Origin of the sequence: Fibrobacter sp. UWH4, assembly GCF_900142475.1 — a bacterium.
Taxonomy (GTDB): domain Bacteria; phylum Fibrobacterota; class Fibrobacteria; order Fibrobacterales; family Fibrobacteraceae; genus Fibrobacter.
Genome location: NZ_FRAY01000007.1, coordinates 83,165 through 103,709 on the forward strand (window position 1 = coordinate 83,165; position 20,545 = coordinate 103,709).

Consider the following 20,545-nt stretch of genomic DNA (forward strand, 5'->3'; position numbering starts at 1 on the left):
ATTATCTTTTCTCCACGGCTTCGATTTCTGCGGTATCGGCAATGTCGTAGAGTTGATAGACGATTTCGTTCACGCGTTTTTCTAATTCCGTTGTGTCTTCACCGTTTTTCTTGGCGAAAATGATTTGGTCGGCGAGGGTGGCGAGTTGCTGCAGGAGTTCCGTGTTGTTTAGGGGGATGCGGAGGTTTTCGAAGTAGGCTTTGCGGATTTCACGGGTGCCGCCCATGAGTTCGGGGCAGTTGTACCATATCCAGAGTTTGACGAGGTTCGAGTTAAAGATTGCAAGAAGGGCTTTCAGTAAGTTATAGCCACTAGGAGAGGAGATTCCCGCCTTCGCGGGAATGACATCGCCGGATGTTTCTGCACTGGATTGCTTCGCTTCGTTCGCAATGACGTTTTCCGTTCCCTTTGGCAAATTCTGCGAATTGTCCTTTTCTGTAATGATAAAAGATTTGTCGTTGCCGAAAGAGCCGGTTTCGTCATAGGTGAACGGGAATACCGAAGTCATATTCGGGTACATGATTTTTGGTTTGGCAAATTCTTTATAATAATCAGCAGCCCAACGCTGTAATGCATACCATTCGTAGCGAATGCCTGTTTCGGCCTTGTTTCGTGCTGAGAGTTTTTCTTTGTAACTCAGCAGATGTTTGTAAACAGCGGGATATTCCCTTTCAAATTCAGTCTCGGCCTCTTTGGAACACCCGACAATGTTCGGATTCAAATGTAACGGGAAATGCCACGGAACGAATAATATATATTGATCTTCCTTTTCCGTCCTCCAAGCATCAATATCTCGCCCACGTAATAACGGCTTTATTATTTCAGCACTTTTCGCATCTTCAGAAATTAATTTCTCTCTTGTTTTGCCATCAATAAAGAAAGCATCATTATAACCTGTCTTTAAGCCGTAATTAATTGTAATCGGCATATCTTTCAGAGCCGTGCCGACGTTCATTTTCTGCAATACGGAATCGTGGAGTTTGTTGCGGATGCTCCATTCGCTTGCTCCGAAATTTTCTGTCGAGAACTCGAATGTCGCAGCCTTGACTTCTTTTTCGAATTCGCCGTGATAGATCTTGCTGTTCAGTGAGCACGCCAAAACGGGCATCTTGTCGCCGGACTTTTGCGATACGAATATGCACACGTAAATGGTCGCATCGGCAAAGAACTGAACATCGCCAAAGTTGAGAATTTTCTTGAGCGAGGTCTGGCTCATGAATCGCCGCAGTTCCTTGCCGTAATCCACGAGCATCCACTTGTTCGGCATGATGAACGAGAAATATCCGTTCTTTTTCAGCAGGCTGTAGGCGCGTTCCACAAAAAGGCAATAAAGGTCTGCAGACTTGTTATAGCAACTGTAATCGCGTTTGCTGTAGACGTCGCTCATTTCGCCTATGCTCTGGAGCTGCACATACGGCGGGTTTCCAATAATTGCATCAAAGCCAACAAAGCGACCTTTTTCGTCCAAAACTTCTGGAAATTCGAACATCCATTCGAGCGAGTTGGAAAAATCGATGGTATTACCCGCAGAACCCTTGTATTCGTCAAACATTTCAATCTGTCCGTCTTCAACCATTCGGCTCTTGAGCGACGCAATCTTGTGCCGGAGCATCATCTTGGAACTCTGCGACTTGCCCGTTTTGTATTCCTGCACAAGCTGTCTGTATTCAATAAGGCTATTCTTGAGGCTGTCCCGTTTGCGGTCGGCTCGTTCATCACGAGTAAGATAATCCGCAATCAAGCGTCCGTTCTGCACGGGGTATTTGCTCAGCAGCGAATCGCCGACTTTGATATTGATGTCGATGTTCGGGAGTGTCTGAAGTTGTTTGTAGCCGCTTTCCTTGGTGTAGTAGGCGTTCTTCAAAAGTTCAATCCAAAGGCGCAAACGGCAGATATTCACGCTGTTGGGGTTCAAGTCAACACCGAAAAGGCATTTCTCGATAATGCGGCGTTTCTCGTTGAACAAGGCTTCTTGATACCGCTGGCTTTCTTCGTTGCCCGGTTTGTATTCAAACGGTTCGCCCTCGTCATCAACAACAGAAAGTTCGTCGTTATCCACTTTCAAAATCAGGTCGCGACGTTTGATGCGTTTGCCGTCTGCATCGCATAGAATGTTCAATTCCGATTTGATTGCAAGCAGGCGATTAAGGGCCGACACCAAAAAATGCCCAGAGCCCACGGCGACATCGGCAACGCGGATGTCATCAACAATTTCATTCGCTTCTGAAATATCTTCAATCTTGTCCGAGACATCTTCCAAATTTTCGCATTTCCAGGACTTTTTCTCGTTGAACTTCTGCACTACCGTCCGTTCCAGCACATCGCGGGCCACGTAGTCGGTGATGAACCCAGGCGTAAAGAAACTGCCGTCTTTGTAGCCGTTGATTTTTTCGAAGATGAGTCCGAGAACCGACGCGTTGATGAGCGTCTTGCTCGTAGAGGTCACGCCGCCTTGGGCATCGCTTGCGAAGTTGTACGCATCGAGGAACTTGAAGATGTAATCCAGATTCGGGAGCGTGCCTTTTGCGCGTTTGCCGCGTTCGTCCTTCAAAACGGTCTTGTTGAAAATTTCAAGATCATTATCCAAGAGATTCCCAATCATCAGTTTCGATTCATCTTCCGTGGGTTCGAAAAGGGAGCTGTTCAGATAGGGAACATTCGGATATTTAGCTTTTACATCTGCGTCACGGTCATCAACCTTTTTCCCAAGAACTTTAAAAAAGAAAATATTGAGTTCATCAAAACCCTTAATTTTGTCCGAACTCATGAACCGGTAGGATGCATCACCCTTTTGATACATAAGGATCTGAGATTCCACCAACTTAAGAAATAATAGGCGGTTTATCCATGTGATACAGAGGCGAAGTGCGGTTTCTTCACATTTATTCGCATCGGATTCTTTGATTTCTAACTGATAAATAGCACTTTCAAGGAGGCTCGCCTTGTCGCGATTTGCGGGCTTCTTGCGTCGGATGACTTTCTTGCTGCCCTTGTCTTCTTTTACTTCTTCGAGGCCAATGATGTGCAAGAGTTCCGCATAAAAGTTGCGGTCGAGACTGTTGCTGTCGTTTGCGAAAGGCTTCGCGAGGAGGGTTTCCGGGGAGAGGAATTTGAAAAGAGGGAGGAGCTTTTTAGATCCTTCGACTCCGCTTACGCTCCGCTCAGGATGACACGCTGGCGGAGATTGCTTCGCGGAGTTTATCCCGGACTTTGATCCGGGACTCGCAATGACGTTTTTGCAAGCATCTTCCAAATTAAAATGCACAACGTTGATGTCGCAGGAGGCGAGGAAATCGTCGATGGCGGGTTTCGCGATTTCGTTGTAGAAATCGGATGTCTTGTTGCCGCTCATCTGATTCGCCTTGAATTTCAGGAACTGATCGTATATCGGTTTCGTCTTGTTCCCAAAATAGCGGATAAAATCTTTAACGTCGAAGAAATACCATTCGTCAAAATTTGTGATGGCGAGCCACTTGATTTCGTGATTGCCCGAATGCACGTATTCCAGCATAAAGTAATAGACGAGTTCCTGCAACGATTTTACGTTCGGATGCTCCGCCGAAAGCATTTCTGCCGCATTCGTCGGCGATTTCGCTTCGATAATCACCGCCGGCTTTGCACTTGCCGTATTGCCGTTAAAAACGCACAAGTCTATCGGGCGGTTGACCTGCACCGAATAATCGGGTTCAAAAATCTTGCGTAAAAAGTTCCAGATTTCGCCCTTGTGGTATTCTTCGTCCTGCGCCGGGTTCCGCTTGCTATAAAGATTCCTAAGCGAAAGCTTGAAATCCTCCATCTTTTCGACGGGGACAGGGAGCTTGAGAAACGCGGAATTGACGGACTTTTTAGGCGAAATGAACTTGATTGACATACAACGGAAATATACCCTTTTTTGAAGACAAAAGATGGCAATCCTAAGTTTTTTGAGGCAAATCCCGTTTTTTTGCAGTCGGGGCGTTGCGGGGTGTCCCCGCTAGAGGGGGTAGCGTATGCCACAGGGAGATCCCCGCCTGCGCGGGGATGACATGGGGCAGAAGCGAGGGGGAGACTTCCCCCTTCAAAAAAATCGCACAGGCCTATTGACAATTTGTAGCCGATTGGCTACATTGTGGGAGGACAGGAGTTGAACAATGAAAAAAATTGATGCAAAGGTCTCTGATTTGGATGTCGCAGATCTTCTTAAAACAGAAGAAGACGTGAAACTCTTTTTGGAAGAAGCCCTTGCCGAAAACGACCCCGTCCTCTGGCAACATGCCATTGGAGATGCAGCCCGGTCAATCGGAATGGCAAAAATCGCCGCGTCTGCGGGACTGAATCGCGAAAGTTTGTACAAGGCGCTAAGAGAAGACGCGCATCCGAGATTCGACACCATCATGCGTGTGCTGAACGCCATGGGTTTAAAACTCTGCATAACCCCCTGTGCAGTCGCCGAGAAAAAGGCCGTGTACAAAGTTTAACTCCCAGCACCAGAAAAGGTGGTATTATGGATCGCGGATATATACCATCCGCGGGGTAAAGGTGATGCTCGATGCCGACTTGGTGGAAATCTACGTTTACGCATCCGGTTGTTGGCCGTCGTGCGCTTTCCATGCGCATTCCGTCACCAGCATATCCGTAAATCGAGCCGTGAAGCTGGAATTTTCCGGGCTGCATGCATATATGCCAAACCGAATTTTTCCGGCTCCTTCGAGCATGTGGCAAATCCGCATTTGGGAAAACTGCACCCCGTCTCGAGAACATTCTATGCAGTAGTCATCTTCGCGCCTGCTGAGCCTATACCACATGGATTTTACATCTGCAGGAATCGCGGTCGTCGCCCAGTCTGAATACCCGCGGTTTGTCACGACGGAACCCAGGTGCTGGAATTTTTCATTCTCATATTCGACCGACGCCTTAAGCCAATTTTCCGAATCCAGATACAGCGCCACCCCGCACTGGTCGAAGCGATGACGACTTTCGGAAAAATCGGTTTTGGCGACAAAGGAAAAGAACTTTTCTTCTGTTTCCATCTGCAGAACCGGAGCGTTATCGTTTCTGAAATGATAGTAGGTCCTTTGCCAAAGGTCTGTATGCGGGGCGGTCACAATTTCGACGCCTTCCTGATTGATGCTGTAGTTCCGGGGTTCCCTGACCCATTTCATTTTAGAAATATCAAACATTTCTGTGGCCTTTGAATTTGTCCCTATCCGAATTTATTCCAACATATTGCAACCGACGCAAGGATTGATTTTGTGATCGTGAACGGAGACGACTTCGACCTGATGCTTTTGCGAAGCACCCTTCACGAACGCATCCACCAATAAATCCGTATTGCCGCCCTTGCGCGGGCTACCCGAAAGAATCAGAATGTTCATACCTAATCCACTGCGATATGCTTTGTTGCTATAATCTATAAAAACAGCTAGAGATTGCCAAGTCCTCTCGCCCAGCGCCAAGACATTCTATATTTATCAAAAAATGGATCCCCTCCCTGACGGTCGAGGATGACAACAAACAAACCTGCAACGAGTTTATTATGGAAGAGACTTTCAAGACCAGAGGCGTTTGCGCGACAACAATCCAGTTTACGCGCGACGGAGACAAAATCAGGAACATCCGCTTTACGGGCGGATGCAACGGCAACCTGAAGGCAATCGCAAAGCTCTGCGAAGGCATGAGCGCCGAAGATATCGCGGCAAAGCTCCTGGGCAACACCTGCGGCGGGAAGCCCACTTCGTGCGCCGACCAGTTGGCCCGCGCCGTCCTCGGGAAAGAAGCTATTTCCAACGTTTGAGGGTCGGGAAATACTTATTTACAAGCTACTTCTGCCGGCACATCAGCGCTTCTTTCATCGTGTATTCTTCGTACTTTTTCTTATTGTCCTTGCGTTTATAAAATTCCGCAATATTGTGAATCACAACGCAGTCAGAAGTATTCAACTTGTAAGCTCGCTCTAGATACACTATCGCGCTGTCACTCTTTTGGAGCAAATGAACAACGCTCATAGCGTTCAGCGCTTCTACACTGTTGGGGAGAAACTTGAGCATTTGGCGGGCAAGCATTTCGTAGCACGGATCATTCTCCGATTCGAAGTGCTTTCTAGCGGCAATGGTGAACTCCTTTTCTAGAAGTTCGTCTGCATTGCCAATTTTTTCTCCGTCCTTGAGTTCGCACTTGTCCCTTTTCGTCTTCAATAGTTCATGGATTTTCTCGAAGTACTCGACCTGCGCCTTGCAGTTTTCCATTTCACCGTTCAACTGAACCTGTCCGAGCCAGACATCGATTCGGTAAGGGAACCTCTTGAGTGCGGAATCCAGTATCGTCGAAGCCTCCTTAAGGCTTTCAAAGGAATAGACAGAACGAATGGAATTACCTGATGCACGAATTTCTTGTTTAATCACGCCATTCGCCTTCGCAATCCATTCTTCGGGAGTATCCGCGAACAATTGTACGAAAAACACAGCCAATAGTGAAAAGAACTTTTTCATAACTACAATTATAGTTTTTTATTCCATTCTAGAAGTTGTCAGTATAAACTTTGTCATCAAGCGGGCAGGTGTAACTCCATTCTTGCGCGATTCATTCAAAGTTCTTTTTGACAATGCGCTTGAATATGAACTTGAATAGCAGGGAAGCAAGATGGAATAGTCGTCAAAGAAAAGCCTGAAGGGGATCTTTTGGGCTTAATTTTAAAAGGAAGTTTTTATTTAATCCTATAAATTTTCAAAACCGCAAGGAACTTCGGTATCGATGAAACCCGCGCCGCGAATTACGTGAATGATGGCGAAGGAATCCGCATGATGTACAATGCAGAATGTTGTCTCATAAGCGACATCCGCCAAAACCGCGCAAACGAACGCAGGTGGAAGCAGAAAATCGATGCCGACTACAAACGTCGAGGCAGGCGCTAATCAGCGAGTAAGACCTTTTCCAAGAACGAGACGGTCTGCGGCACATCGCCACTGGTATCGAGCCATGCGCGGGTATGCGGCAAGAGATCATCTTTTGCCGCAATTTCGATTTTCATTATATCCGTTTCTACCGCACGGCAATCTTTACGGTCTGTTTGCCACAGCGAACCAGATAGACGCCAGCCCTCGACACAGGAATAGAATGCGTATTCGCCGTAGCAGTACCCATCCAAACCTTCGAGCCTTTCACATCGAATACAGCAATCTTTTTGCCTTGCAAATTCCCTTGCAGCAATATATTCTTGTCGCCTGCAGTTGCTACAAAAGCACTCGGGACTTTTTTCTGTTGCACAGGGATTACAACTTCGGCGCTATCTTTATTAGCCCCGGGAATTACGCTTTCCTTGCCAGAGAATATGGGGAACCCGCCATTCACGCCTTTTTCATCAAAAGCGAATGCATCTCCCAACCTTTCTGCAAATTCCTTCGTCTTCATTTCTTCGGCAGAAAGGCCTGTCGAATCCTCGTCATTTCGCTTGATGTGGAACATGGAGTTAAAATCGCAAGACTTAGCACTGCACGATATCATGTACCTTGTGGTATCCGTCGTATAGAGATTTTTGACGAGGATATTCGACCCACCCATAGCACTTCCATTTATGTAGGCAATACCGTATATCGATGAATTGGACGAAGATTTCACCGTGCCACGATGGTAAGCGTTTACCAGATAGGAATCCGTTGTTTGGTACAGACTCAAATAACCGACAATTCCCGCGATATTGGAACGTCCTTCAATGGTTCCCGTATTATAGACCCTATCGATGCGTGCTCCTGTCCAAACATAGCCAAGAATTCCTCCCCCATACTTATTCGCATATACATACGAATTATCATTCCAGCAATTAGAGATTGTCGACGAGACTGCATACGCAGCAATCGCAGCGGCATGATCCGCCGTAAAACGGGAATCCTTTACACCTAAATTCTTGACAGTTGCTTTATACAGGTAATTAAAGAATCCCGCATGGACAGAATCCCGCCTTACAATGCCACTAACAGTATGATTACCACCATCAAACGAGCCTCCAAATGGAAGTCTTTCCGAATATCCCAGCGGAATCCATTTATCCGTAGAATCAAACTTGATATCGCTCGTTAGCTTGAAGTGACTGTTAGCATAGACTATTCTCATGAGCGTATCAAGCAACAGATCGGACAAACGCATCAGATCTTCCTTAGTTTCGACAAGGAACGGGCTTGCTTCGGAACCATTTCCCTTAAAATCGAACGCGAGTATAGGGTAACCGTCGTTAACATTTTCTTCGTCGGCCCTAAAGGTGCGTCCCATCTTATCGGCAGTCGCCTTATCCTTGAATTCCGTTGCTGTAAAGCTCGCTGAATCCACTACATTGACGCTGTCGGGCATATGCCCCGCAAGCGCAAGGCCATCTTTCTGGTAATAGACGCCAGCTACATTCGAGGACCAAATCCCATTTTGTTTTCCATAATAACGCAACCCCTGTCCAACAATCGCACCAACCTTCAAGGGGTTTCCCAAGTTATCGATGGAGCCAGCATTATACACATCGTGCAATATGTCCGCCTTTCCCGCAATACCGCCGACATAGTCATAACCCGTAATTTTCCCGCGGTTAAACGATTTGCTAACCGAAGCCGGAAGGCCCGAAATACCTCCAACGTAACTCGAGCCAGAAACATCTCCGTAGTTTTCGGCATACAGGATATTCCCATCTTGTGCGGAAATGCCACCCGCATAGAAACGCCCAGTTATGTTTCCCTTGTTCACGACATTGTAAAGGTTTACCGTACCTAGTCTAGGCCGCATTCCAAAAATGCCACCCGCATTTTCCGAAGCGGAGACATCAGCCATATTGACCGTATTTCGGATTGTCCCATATATAGCCGTCGCAACGACCCCTGCCGTAGCCGCACGGCTCATCCACGACAAAGTCTCGCGATAATGATAAGCAGCCGTTACACTTCCAGATACTTTCAAATTCGAGACTTCAACATTACCCACATGGCAAATCAGTCCTGCCGCATAGACAGCACCCATGACATCGGCATTTTCGAGGAACAGGTTTTTAAAGACAGCAGTTTTCACAGAATCTATAAATGCACCGCACCCATTCTCGTTGTGGGAATACAAATTCGAAATCTTGTGGTTACCACCATCGTAGTCGACTTCAAACAAAGTATCTGGAATCCAGTTCATCGAGGCATCCCATTCGATGTCCTCCGTCTGCCTGTAATACGGCGCTTCCTGCAATGTATAGGCTTGGGAACGCTTCTTGAACTTAATCAAGTCATCAAGTGAAGAAATCAGGAACGGGCTTTCCTTGGTTCCCTTGCCTGCCAGGTATTTGAAGTTCTTGTTTTCGGTAAGCAGGATGGGGAAGCCATCATTGATTTTCACCTTTCCCGAATCGGGTATAAAGCTTGGGCCCAGCGAATCCACATAAAGGTCGATTTGGCTTTCCCTAATCTTTTCTGCAACCAAGCCCCCGTTTTCATAAACTTCCTTGAAGTTCACACACTTGTAGCAAGAAGCCGAGTCTTTGTAAAGAGCCTCATATAGGGGCTGCACACTGCTTACGCCACGGACCCTTCCCGCATTGTACGAGTATTTCATAGGAATGTAATAAACATTTCTGGGACGGCTATACTTTGCAAAAATTCCAGCAACTGTATCTTCGCCAATAACTTCGCCCATATTTCTCAGGAACCCCGCCCTGATCGGGTACGCGTCTTTATTTTCGGGCTTTTCATTGAAAGAATTAACCCCCGCAATACCCCCGACATTAACCTTGCCAACAATGGTGCCATAGTTTTTAAGGTTAATCGCTTTCATTTCAGTTTTATCAAGGCCCCCATAAATGCCACCGACATTTCGTTCTCCATAGACAGAACCGTAATTATCGCTGTTTCTCATTTCTCCAGAATTTACCGCCCCGACAATGCCACCGACATGGTTTTTCCCCTTCACGGAACCCTTGAACACCAAGCCATTCGAAACCATTTGGGAAGCTTTCCCAATAATACCGCCAACGTTATCGTTTCCTTCCACAATGGCATCGACATATACATTTACCGGAGCCCAAACGGAGCCTGCAAGCGCGCCGACATTATTGCCGCCCTTGATATACGAATTGACAATATTCAAATTGTAGACATAGCCCCTTATCGCACCAAAAAGGCCTTGGCAACTATCTTCCGTATTTATGTATATACCGCTTATGGTATGTCCATTTCCATCGAAATTAACATAGGGAGTGTCGGCAGGCAATCCTGCAGGAATCCACTCGTATTTAGGCGGATTTTTCGCCCAGGTCTTCGCGTCACCTTTGTTTATCACAATATCCGTTTTCAAAATGTAATATTGCGATTCATCCGGGTTTGTTTTCAGGCGTTCCACCATAAGAGCAAATTCTTCGGGAGTGGAGATTTCCATGATTCCACCATCCGCCCTGAAGAATGTCTTTGCAGGCTTAACCGGCCACGGAACAGGCGCCCCGAGGGATTGTCCGACAGAGAGGATAAAAACCAATATAGCGAAAAATAAAGTCTTATTCATTATTTAATCCCCCTAGTCCTTAAGACACCTGACAAAGCATCCATTTCGTCTATAGTATTTATAAAGACCGGCATAACGCGATGTCATATAAGCATGGTAAGAATACGACACATCGTCTTTACTGGGTGATGCAGTACAGAATTCAGTCCGATTTCCCGAAGAATTCCAGACCCATCTTCCTGAATACGCGCTCGTGTTATATTCAGCCAGCCCTGTCGGGAAAGCAGAGAAACCCGTCGAATTCCACTTTTCAGAAACGACATAATCGGTCCAGGAATAAAGCCAGCCCGCTTCCGATTCCAGGGATGTGACAGAATGTTCCGTAAAGAGGTTTTCCCATTCCGTATAGCTCGGGATGTGCCAGCCTTCGGGGCAAACACCCCGGTACGGAAGCGTTATAAGACTATCGGGAATAAGTTCGTTCTTGTAAACGGTATCGATAGCCATCGCAGCGACCCAGGAATAGCTACGGCCACCAAGCCCGCACTCGCTTCCATTATAATCATGGCAATAGCTTTCCAGGTACATAAATCCCGAGTTGTCGTAATAGTTGAGGTTCTCGGCCATCCAGGTATTTCCATCGATATCGATAGTCTTGTAAACATGGCCGTCTCGGGGGTCTGTCATTGTGCCATATTCTTTATCTTTAGCAAAAATATCGCTCTGCTTGAAACTATAAGGGCCATCTTGTTCCCAGTTGCTATTGCGGCAATAGAACGTGAAACCGAACAGGTTGTATGTATCTCCCTCGTTCGCCTTGAGGCAAGGATGAAGTTCGCAAATTTCGTAATACGAGGCTCTACGCCATGCGCCCCCGTCGTAGACATAGTAGGCAGCTTCCGGCTCACCCTTCACAATGCATTGATCGGGCAACTTAGGCCTATCCCATCCAGAGGAGTCCCTAGTGAATCTCGCTATAGCAAACGACCCTTCACCAATGGGCTTAAGACCAATAGTATCGGCAACGGAATCGGGAACGATGTACCAATGCCCTTCGCTGCACTGGTAATAACCGTTCTTGGAATACCCCAGGGTTTCGTTCAAGATGAATTCACCCTCGCGGCCAGCAGTACACTCTCCAAACGCAGAATCGCGACGATCCGTTATGATGTGTTCTAGTTCGTGATCCAATATCGTAGAATCCCAAGACGGGATTTCAGGTGATTCCGGGAAAGAGCCAAGGGCCCAGTCGCTATAGGGGATCCATTTCAAGTCTTTGCAGACATAGCGAATCTTCACGCTGTAATTGTAGTACTCATCTCCTTCGAGTTCGCAATCTTCTTTGGGAGCTTCATCCCAGCGCGAAGTATCCAATACGGCGTTAAATTCGCTTTCGATCCAGCCGATTTTCGAGAAACACTTCAGAGTCCGATCCAAGGCTTTGACATAAACGGCCGCCTTGTTGATCGAGGAATCGCACTCGGGCAAATCCGACAAACCTGAAACCGAGCCAAGGCTATCGATATTGACGCTAGAAGAATACCGGTTCGAACTGGAACTCGACTTGGCACTCGAGCTTGATTTTGTACTTGAACTCGATTTTTTATTCGAACTCGAAGATTGGGGATGCTTATCCAGCCAATCCTGATAGACAGTCCACTTTCCCTTGGTGCAAATGACGGTCTCGTTTTCTTCGGACAGGTAAACAATGACACCTTCCTTGGAATTGTCACATCCGTACGCTTCCAAGTCTTCCATGCTCTTTGTATAAACGCCCTCACCTTGATACATATCGGCATAAGAGCTATCGCCGCCGCAACACCAGAAGGCCATTCCAGAAATCGCAGCCAGAACTAACGGGATTTTCGTTAAAGTCTTCATCAGTCATTACCCCCTACACTTCTGATGCAGCGCACTGCAATGGCACTAGTTTTTATAAAATAACTGACATAAGATCTTCCCACGCGGAAAGATCCCTCGTATGCCTCATACGCTCTATTCGTTGTAGACCAGAAGTAGGCCTGATGATAAGTTGTTCCAGGCGCTGTCGGGAGAATCGTCATCCCATCTTCATTGAACTGTCCTATATTCTTATAGACGTCGACATCGGAAACCCAGGTGCATTCAGCCAAGGAATTTTTTTCGGCTTTCGAGAACAAATTCCACTCGGAAGATAGGGGGATTCTCCAACCCACAGGGCAGATTCCCTGCCAATCCAAAGTATCCTTGAATATGGTGCTCTTGTAAGTCGCAGACAACCGCATGGCTTCTAGCCAAGTATACATGCGACCGGCAATGGCACAATTTTTCGGATCCTGATTGTAGCACTCGCCCACATCGGAATCCACCCCCGCATAGTTCAAGTTCTCCGCCATCCATTCATAATCACCAATCTGCACCGTCTTGTATGTCTGTCCGTCACGTTCATCTATCAAGGTTCCGTAAGAAACATTCTTGTTGAAGTGTTTTTCTACAGGAAGCTCATACATGTTAGAGAGGGACCACCTGTTCTTTTCGCGGCATGTGAACGGGATATCTTCGAGGTACGCTAATTCTCCAATATTTGCAGCGGAGCACATCTTGTTGAAGCAGAGTTCGGTTGAATCGGCCAGTCTCCACTTGTTGTCATAGACATATACCCCGTGCGTGATGTTGGAAAACGCCTTGTCGCAGTATGCCGACATGGACTTTTGAGGAGTTCCCATCAGGCCTTCCTTGAAGGTGCCGTTCGTTGCGGTTCCAAAACCGTAAGTATCGGCATTTTCGGCCAATACCGGAATCCACACACCCTTCAGGCAATAGTACAGGTCGCTGCGCGAAACTCTGATTACCTTTTCGCTGTCCAGAGCGACCTTGCCAAGATTATCGCCGGCACACAAGCCCAGGACTCTTTCGGCATTCGCCATGGTCGTATCGTATTCGGAGGAATACTGGGCGCTGCTACTGTAAATAGTCAAGGAATCCATCTCGAAAAAGTTCGACAAATCCGACTTACCGGCGCGCGGATCGTTCATCGAAGCCGAAGATTTCGGAGCATCATCCAAGGTGGGCACGAACTCTTCCCAGTGTTCGTCATGGCAACGCAAGTAGCCATTCAACGAAGCGACAAACACGAATTTTCCCTCATGACTGCTGTTGCAATCTTGCAGGTACCTTAAGGATATCAAGGTATCATCTGCGGCGACGTACAAGTTCAGCGAGGTTGTAATCTGGCTAGACGAGGATTTTTCGTTCCCCGAACTCGTCGATGGCGTACTGGAGCTTGACTTCGCTTCGCTACCGCTCGAACCGTTGTCTTTACTGCCGGAGCTTTTTTCTTCTGGTGGGTCCTGGTCTTCTTCAGTAAATTCGAACATCATCCAGAAGCCATCCTTGCATGTCACGTAGATGTCTTCATCGTTGACATAGACCGAATCGCCTTCCTGTCCTTTTCCGCAATCCCCGAGTTCTTCCATAGAAAACGCGGTCTGCATTTTAGGATCGAAATTAGAACCGGACGAATCATCACCACAGCCGAGTACGAAAGCACAACTCATTACTGAAATTGCACTCGCAAAATTCCTAGCCCATTTATTCATAAGAAGTTTCCTTTCTTATAAAAATAGCTATTTCTTACCTTTCCAAATTCAAGCAGGGCGACTTTCGCGCCCATTCGCTACCGTCTTTTGAAAACGACAATTTCGGCATCGGCTCCGTTCTTGCCGTATTCGCTTACGAGAATGTTGCGTTCGTCGCAGGCGATTCCAAAACAGCGGCCTTCGGCGTTTTGCTTTTCGACCTGGTTGCCCCAATAGCTTGCGTTATCGTCCAATAGCTTGACGCTGTTGCCGTTAATTTTGTATTCCTGATTGATGAACGAACCCTGCAGCACAAAGAGGTTGTCGATAGTCGGCATGTCCTTGATATTAAGCGCATTGACCTCCTCGATGAACTTCTGCTTCATGGGCGAAGTGGCGTGCGGCAATTGGTCCGCAGGGAGGCGCCAGCGCTTGAGCGTCGGGAAATACTTGCGGAGTTCCACCTTGTATTCTTCGCGGGTCAAGTTCTTGCCGGTGTTCTTGTTGAATTCATCGACGAACTGCGAGCAGAATTCGACCATCTGCTCCATGTTGAAGTCGCCGGTGAATGCACCGTCTTTGTAGCAGTAGATGCAGTATTCTTCGTTCTTGCTGCCGTCGGCGTTTGTGCCCAAGATTTCCGGTGTGAGCGGCATTCCGCAGCTCTGACAAAATTTCATTTCCATAAGTTCTCCTTTATTTCTTCTTTATCGGGTGGCGGATGACTGTTTTCAACTTTTCCGGGGCGACTTTGCGCGCGTCGGAAAGGTAAATCTCGTGATGACGCCTCGTGTCCGAGATGTCATTTTCGTAGCCGTTATCGGCGATAAACTTGTCCATTGCAACGATTGTCGCGGGTTCGTCATCGTACGAGCCGGAATGCATGCACTGCACACAAAGTCCTTCTTCGATTTCTAGAAATTCGACTTTTGAAAAGTCCATTTTCTTTTTGCGAGTCGCTTCTTCAATCGCCCAAACGAAATCGACTTTGGTAACAAAGTCAGGGAGCCTGATGACAGAAATCCACTGGAAATTTTCCTTGTGGCTGTAATCGATTCCGTCAACGTCGTCCTGCCACCAGAATCCTTCAAGTGGCGGCACGACGTAATCAAAGTAACCCTCGATTTTGTGGTCACCCTTTTTACTCATCTTAATCGTGTATGCAATTCCGTACAAAAGTTCGATAGACTTTTTGTATTCACCATCTTCTTCATTCGGGTTGCCCCTGCCACGCACCGCGATGTAGTTCATCTTCGGGACGGTGACGATTTCCGGCCTGCCCTTCGGCATGTAGAATTCCTTGTATTCTTTTTTAAAGTCAAAAGGCATGAAATTTCCTCCTTACAACACGTGTACAAATGTATACTATTTAAAAATTCTCGTCAAGTCCTTTTCGCTTTTTTTTCGGAATTTGTTAGTATCGGTTTCCATATTCCTTTCGTGCTTCACAAGTTCTCCTAACTCCAGGCCAGTAGCACCATGCAATAACAGCGGGAATGAGGGACGAGACACATCGCAACCAAGTAAAATCATTGATACAGCTAAAACCACCAACCAGAGCGCGAAGGCTGTAGAGCACAACAATGGTGATGACTGCCATACGTGTCAAGGGCAAGCGCCGAATGTCGCCGGTAGCCGAGAGTGCGTAAAGTCCAGCCACGCAGAATGCAAAGGCAAGACCGATGGTCAATGCGTACAACATCCAAACGTGACCTGATACCATCTGATGCATAAAGTCTTTAATTCCATAGGCTTCAAATGCCTCGTCTAAAGCGAACAGGCAGCATACATGACCAATAGCTATAAGGAAGTGGAGCGCTGCTCCGAATCGTAATTTTTTCATGTTTTTTTATCGAAGTTCATCGATTGCTTTTTGCAAGTTCGCAAGGAACTTCCCGGCGTGAGCCCCGTCCATTTGCGTGTGGTGGAATTGGAACGAAACCGGCAATTCATAGCGGAAAAGACGCTTCCTGTAACGTCCCCAAATCATAAACGGATTGTTGAAAATGCCGGAATTCATGCCGACGGCACCGTCGATTTCCGCATCGATGATGGCCGATGTGCCGATGACCATACTGTTCTCGGACAAGTCCCAATCCGTACAACTTTCTGCCACGATTTTTGTGTATTTGAGATAGTCGCGGTTGAATATCGTCAAGTCTTCGGAATACGGGATGTCGCAAGAGCTGACTTCGCCTTCGTCGTTTTTCACGATTGTATTCACCGCAATCGAATCGTATTGCATAAGCTTGCCGTTTACCGGGAGCATGTAAAATTCCTTAACGTTTGCCGCGGCCTTGCCGATGCAGTAATCCATAAGCATGTTGAACTTCAAGCCGCGCTTCTTGCTTACCTTCACGAGTCTTGTGACGTTTAGCGATTTGAAAAATGTCACCATCGGATTTGGAGCCTGCATCCAAAACTCAAACGCTTTTGCTCGAGTTGTACTTTTCGGATCAATTTCTTTTGCCATAATGAACTTTGGTCACCTTAATAAATTTGCTGTCCGCCCCAAGATGGGGCAGACTATAGATATAGTTTATTCTATGGGAATCTGGATAACCGAGAGCCATTTTTCAGGGTCTTCTTGGTTCCAGGCTCCGTCGATGTAGCTGGTGCGGGGCTTTCCCGCGATTTTGTACCCCTTTTCTTCGATGTAGCGGAATGCTTCGATGAACGACTCGTAGAAACGTTCATAAGGGCCGATGTGCTTCATGCAGAGGGCCTTGGGAACAGCCGGAATGCGCTTGAACTTGATAATGTCGCTGTCGGTCCCCATTTCTACAACTTGCTCGCAGTATTCGATATCGATATCTGTCGGGGTGTATTCCTTGTTGTGTTCGACAGTAAAGCAGTATTCGGGTTTGGGACACTTGCAACCGAGACGTTTCATTTCAGGGCCGATTTTTTCGTAGCACATGGGGCCCAGCACTTCGAAGTTGGGAATGATTTCCCGATGACTTGCCACGATGATTTCCGGCAGAGACTGGATGCTGAATTTATCCACTGTATTCATTTCCTTTAGAGAATTCTTCCAGTTGAGCAGTTGGTCGCGGCGGGCAATCAAACGTTTCAGTTGTGTTTCCGTTTCCTTGATTTTCTCTTCCATCTGGTGGATGCTTGGCGTGTGCGAATCGTCTTCGTACAGTTCCTTGATTTCGTCCAGCGAGAATCCGAGATTTTGCAATTCGCGGATGCTTTTCAACTTTTGCATCTGATCGATACTGTAGTAACGGTAACCCGTCAGGTTGTCCACGTCGTGGGGCAATAGCAGACCTTTCTGTTCGTAGTGACGCAAGGTCTTTACCGTCACCTGCATCAGCTGCGAGAACTCTCCGATTTTGAGTTTGGTTTTGTAGTTTGTCATCGTACGATTTTGGTTAGGATTCGAATCTGCTAGAAATATAAGGCCTGCCCCAAGGGACGAGTCAAGGGGAAAATACTAAAAAACAAAAAAAGTCGCCGTGAGTGTCGGCAGCACTTGCGGCGGGAAGCCCACATCGTGCGCCGACCAGCTCGCCCGCGCCGTGCTCGGGAAAGAAGCGTAATATCTTAATTATACGGGCAGTCCGTTTACTTTATTTGACAACAATCTGTCTTGTTTCGGCAAAACCCTGGCCATAAATTCTAAGGAGGAGTGTACCGCGCGGCAGGTGGCCGAGGTTGATTGTAGTCGAAGCGCCAACATCGAGGGTTTCGAGCAGGTGGCCCATCATGTCGAATATCAGCAAGTTCGCACTGGGCACGCTTGCAAGAGTGACGCTCAATTCGTTGTTCACGAAATTTACATTGAACATATTTTGCACAACATAAATCGCAGTCGTGAGTTCACTTGAAGAACTTTCGGCAGCTTCACTACTACTAGACTCCGCGGCGCTGCTGCTTGATGCTACAGAAGACGAACTTGGGGAAACTTCGCTGCTGCTAGAGACAGAGCTAGAAGAATAGTCGGGATTTGCCGAAATGTTGACGGAGGCATTAGCTTCGGCGTTATTGTCGTTGCCTTGTGCGGTTACGGTTATGGTCAGCACATGGTCACCGATATCTTGAGGAACGGTTCCCGTGATAATGACGAGATCCTTTTCTTTATCCTGATTGACTTCGAAGCCTTCGAGAATCCCGTCAACGGTCGCGTTCTGCATGTGGGCATACCTGAACACGATCGGTTTGATTGCGTCGCCTGCAACGACATCTTGCGTTTCGTTTTCGATAGCGACTAACGTCGTTGTGAACTTTTTGTGTTTGACAGAAATTGTGCCGTTAAAGACGATGGAATCTTTTTCCATAATGTAGGCTGCTAGTCTATAATTAAAATCGCCATCGGGATGGTCCTGGCCCGTGGCACCCGAAATTGTAATTATAGCAGATTCGTCGTCTATTTTTGCCGAAATTCCCTCAGGCACGCCAGAAAGATTTTCTTTAAGCAATTCTGTATAACCGAACACAATGGGCTCAATCTCATCGCTTGCGGTAACTGTTTGGTCAAGGTTTCCGCTGATATGCTCCACTTGTTCATTTAACGGAGTGATGTTTATACCGGTTGTGATTTGCAGGTATTCATGGGCATAATTCCCAGCTGCGGTAAATGACATTTCGTATTCGTCCCCGGGGGTGTTAGCCGGAATGCGACCGGATATGGTGCACTCGGCTTTACTGCTTGGCAGTGTGCCGCAATCCAGTTTCAGTCCCAGCGTCTTGACCGTTGTATTTACCGGGTAATTGATATAAAAATCATAAACTCGATTGAGTTCCGTAATTTCGTAAACGACAGGTTCGATGAAGTCTCCCGCTTTTACTGTTTGCACCGACTTTCCGCTGATGAGCCTATGGCTTATGTGAGTATTGAATTGGGCTATGGCGGTTTGCGTCATAGCCAATAGGGCAATTATGGAAACAATAATCTTATGCATAATCAGGCTTACTACTCCCCTTTCTGCACACAATATAGTTATTTTGCACTGAATAGAAGCATAATTACCCGTTACCGTTTCTTGAATACGACGATTTCAGCATCGGCACCGTTTTTGCCGTATTCGCTCACGAGAATGTAGCATTCGTCGCAGGCGATTCCGAAGCAACGGCCTTCGGCGTTTTGCTTTTCGACCTGGTTGCCCCAGTAGCTTGCGTTGTCGTCTAAAAGCTTGACGCTGTTGCCGTTGATCTTGTATTCCTGATTGATGAACGAGCCCTGCAGAACAAATAGGTTGTCGATGGTCGGCATGTCTTTGATGTTCAGCGCATTGATCTCTTCAATGAACTTCTGCTTCATGGGCGAGGTGGCGTGGGGCAATTGGTCCGCGGGGAGGCGCCAGCGCTTGAGTGTCGGGAAGTACTTGCGAAGCTCCGCCTTGTATTCTTCGCGGGTCAGGCTTTTGCCTGTATTCTTGTTGAATTCATCGACGAACTGCGAGCAGAATTCGACCATCTGTTCCATGTTGAAGTCGCCGGTGAACGCGCCGTCTTTGTAGCAGTAGATGCAATATTCCTCGTTCTTGCTGCCGTCGGCGTTGGTGCCCAAGATTTCCGGTGTGAGCGGCATTCCGCAGCTCTGACAAAACTTCATTTCCATAAGTTCTCCTTTATTTAACACATACACAAATGTACACTATTTTAAAATTCTTGTCAAGGAACTTATTCAAATTATTTCAAAATTTGAGCAATCGGTTCTAGGGTATCAAAATTCACGAAGTCCACTTGCTTGCCGTAGGTGGCGATGAGAGCGCGGACTTCGGCGTTACGCTCCGCTTCGGGGATTTTCGTGACCTTCGAATACAAAAGTTTCATCATGATTCTGTGTTTCAGGCTGAGTCTGGTGTAATCGATGGCGCCGCGAAGGTGGAAAATTTTACTTTCATCGTAATGCGATGCGGGAACCTGCTTTTTGAGGCAGTCCCTGATGTGGTTGACGTTTTCGGCATCGGTCGGGTCGGCGAGACCGACAGTCGCGACAAACAGTTCCTGACTTGCAGAGAGGCCGCAAACCGTTTTCTTGAGGCCCATGACACCGCCGGCGCAGAGGGCGCCCAGATAGACGATGCGGTCATAGCCGGCAACGCTTTTCACGTCTTTAAAGAAAACTGCCTTGAGCCCCGTGATTTCGGCGAGGCGTTCAGCGTAGCGTTTTGTCGAGCCGTAGCGGCTTCCGTAGATGATGATAGTGTTCATCCGATTATAATCCTTTCTTTGAGGCTTTATCACACCACGTCATATCCCGCATCAGACAAGACTTTCAGCGCTTTCTCGAAATTTTCGGCTTTCACAAGGATATAATCCGTATTGAAAGTGGATATCGCAAAAATTCCAACGCCATTTTCTGCAAGAATAGCCGAGAGTTTCGAAAGGATACCTATAAGAGAAAAATCAAGTACACCCTGAATACGGAATCCCCGCCATCCATCATCTCGTTCAATAGTATTTTGGGGTACATCATCTGTTTTGCATACGAGGGATATTTCTTCGTCGGTCTTGCCAATGAAATAAAAATCCTTACCCGTATCGACATCACTAACGTCCGCTACTTTACAGACTGTTAGTTTATGATCCAATTTCTTTATTACCAT

At 47.1% G+C, this 20,545-nt stretch carries 19 protein-coding genes; 3 read left to right on the forward strand and 16 right to left on the reverse strand.

Going from position 1 to position 20,545, the window contains the following annotated elements; genetic code table 11:
* Nucleotide 1: 1 nt before the first annotated feature.
* Nucleotides 2–3,871 (reverse strand): type IIG restriction enzyme/methyltransferase, encoded by a 3,870-nt coding sequence (locus BUA93_RS12575; protein ID WP_072979925.1) that lies wholly within the window; start codon nt 3,869–3,871, stop codon nt 2–4.
* A gap of 259 nt (nt 3,872–4,130) precedes the next feature.
* On the opposite strand from BUA93_RS12575, the gene BUA93_RS12580 reads away from it, so the two are divergent.
* Nucleotides 4,131–4,457 (forward strand): addiction module antidote protein, encoded by a 327-nt coding sequence (locus BUA93_RS12580; RefSeq protein ID WP_072979927.1) that lies wholly within the window; start codon nt 4,131–4,133, stop codon nt 4,455–4,457.
* Between the two features lie 96 nt (nt 4,458–4,553).
* Here the strand turns inward: BUA93_RS12580 and BUA93_RS12585 are convergent, their stop codons facing one another.
* Nucleotides 4,554–5,141: a DUF1349 domain-containing protein gene (locus BUA93_RS12585; RefSeq protein ID WP_254793981.1), complete on the reverse strand. Its 588-nt coding sequence runs from the start codon at nt 5,139–5,141 to the stop codon at nt 4,554–4,556.
* A 51-nt stretch (nt 5,142–5,192) separates the two neighbouring features.
* Nucleotides 5,193–5,354, reverse strand: coding sequence for a flavodoxin family protein (locus BUA93_RS12590; protein ID WP_254793982.1), 162 nt, complete (start codon nt 5,352–5,354; stop codon nt 5,193–5,195).
* A 161-nt stretch (nt 5,355–5,515) separates the two neighbouring features.
* On the opposite strand from BUA93_RS12590, the gene BUA93_RS12595 reads away from it, so the two are divergent.
* On the forward strand, nt 5,516–5,773 hold the full coding sequence (locus BUA93_RS12595; RefSeq protein ID WP_072979931.1) for a TIGR03905 family TSCPD domain-containing protein: 258 nt from the start codon (nt 5,516–5,518) through the stop codon (nt 5,771–5,773).
* Between the two features lie 25 nt (nt 5,774–5,798).
* Here BUA93_RS12595 and BUA93_RS12600 read toward each other — a convergent pair whose 3' ends face one another.
* From BUA93_RS12600 to BUA93_RS12640, 9 genes are all read right to left on the reverse strand, one after another.
* Nucleotides 5,799–6,467 (reverse strand): tetratricopeptide repeat protein, encoded by a 669-nt coding sequence (locus BUA93_RS12600; protein WP_072979933.1) that lies wholly within the window; start codon nt 6,465–6,467, stop codon nt 5,799–5,801.
* Nucleotides 6,468–7,017: 550 nt separating this feature from the next.
* Complete coding sequence (locus tag BUA93_RS12605; protein WP_139258061.1) at nt 7,018–10,488, reverse strand: hypothetical protein; 3,471 nt, start codon at nt 10,486–10,488, stop codon at nt 7,018–7,020.
* 12 nt (nt 10,489–10,500) lie between these two features.
* Entirely contained in the window at nt 10,501–12,309 is a 1,809-nt protein-coding gene (locus BUA93_RS12610; RefSeq protein WP_083597433.1) for an FISUMP domain-containing protein, read from the reverse strand.
* Nucleotides 12,309–13,901: an FISUMP domain-containing protein gene (locus BUA93_RS12615; protein WP_175547443.1), complete on the reverse strand. Its 1,593-nt coding sequence runs from the start codon at nt 13,899–13,901 to the stop codon at nt 12,309–12,311. The genes BUA93_RS12610 and BUA93_RS12615 overlap by 1 nt, the downstream gene beginning before the upstream one ends.
* 182 nt (nt 13,902–14,083) lie before the next feature.
* Complete coding sequence (locus tag BUA93_RS12620) at nt 14,084–14,671, reverse strand: zinc ribbon domain-containing protein (RefSeq protein ID WP_072979941.1); 588 nt, start codon at nt 14,669–14,671, stop codon at nt 14,084–14,086.
* A gap of 10 nt (nt 14,672–14,681) precedes the next feature.
* Complete coding sequence (locus tag BUA93_RS12625; RefSeq protein WP_072979943.1) at nt 14,682–15,314, reverse strand: GyrI-like domain-containing protein; 633 nt, start codon at nt 15,312–15,314, stop codon at nt 14,682–14,684.
* A gap of 85 nt (nt 15,315–15,399) precedes the next feature.
* Entirely contained in the window at nt 15,400–15,828 is a 429-nt protein-coding gene (locus BUA93_RS12630; protein WP_072979945.1) for a hypothetical protein, read from the reverse strand.
* Between the two features lie 6 nt (nt 15,829–15,834).
* Nucleotides 15,835–16,458, reverse strand: coding sequence for a CatA-like O-acetyltransferase, family 2 (locus BUA93_RS12635; protein WP_072979947.1), 624 nt, complete (start codon nt 16,456–16,458; stop codon nt 15,835–15,837).
* A gap of 66 nt (nt 16,459–16,524) precedes the next feature.
* A complete protein-coding gene (locus BUA93_RS12640) occupies nt 16,525–17,352 on the reverse strand; it encodes a MerR family transcriptional regulator (protein ID WP_072979949.1) in 828 nt (275 codons plus the stop codon).
* Between the two features lie 97 nt (nt 17,353–17,449).
* Between BUA93_RS12640 and BUA93_RS12645 the strand changes: the two genes are divergently transcribed.
* Nucleotides 17,450–17,533: a TSCPD domain-containing protein gene (locus BUA93_RS12645; protein WP_072979951.1), complete on the forward strand. Its 84-nt coding sequence runs from the start codon at nt 17,450–17,452 to the stop codon at nt 17,531–17,533.
* 30 nt (nt 17,534–17,563) lie between these two features.
* Here BUA93_RS12645 and BUA93_RS12650 read toward each other — a convergent pair whose 3' ends face one another.
* The 4 genes from BUA93_RS12650 to BUA93_RS12665 all read right to left on the reverse strand — a co-directional run bounded on the left by BUA93_RS12650 (nt 17,564) and on the right by BUA93_RS12665 (nt 20,545).
* Complete coding sequence (locus BUA93_RS12650; RefSeq protein ID WP_072979953.1) at nt 17,564–18,895, reverse strand: T9SS type A sorting domain-containing protein; 1,332 nt, start codon at nt 18,893–18,895, stop codon at nt 17,564–17,566.
* Nucleotides 18,896–18,966: 71 nt separating this feature from the next.
* Entirely contained in the window at nt 18,967–19,554 is a 588-nt protein-coding gene (locus BUA93_RS12655; protein ID WP_072979955.1) for a zinc ribbon domain-containing protein, read from the reverse strand.
* Nucleotides 19,555–19,625: 71 nt separating this feature from the next.
* Nucleotides 19,626–20,150: a flavodoxin domain-containing protein gene (locus tag BUA93_RS12660; protein ID WP_072979957.1), complete on the reverse strand. Its 525-nt coding sequence runs from the start codon at nt 20,148–20,150 to the stop codon at nt 19,626–19,628.
* 29 nt (nt 20,151–20,179) lie between these two features.
* The gene (locus tag BUA93_RS12665; protein ID WP_072979959.1) at nt 20,180–20,545 is read right to left on the reverse strand and encodes an ACT domain-containing protein; all 366 of its coding nucleotides are present in this window, start codon (nt 20,543–20,545) and stop codon (nt 20,180–20,182) included.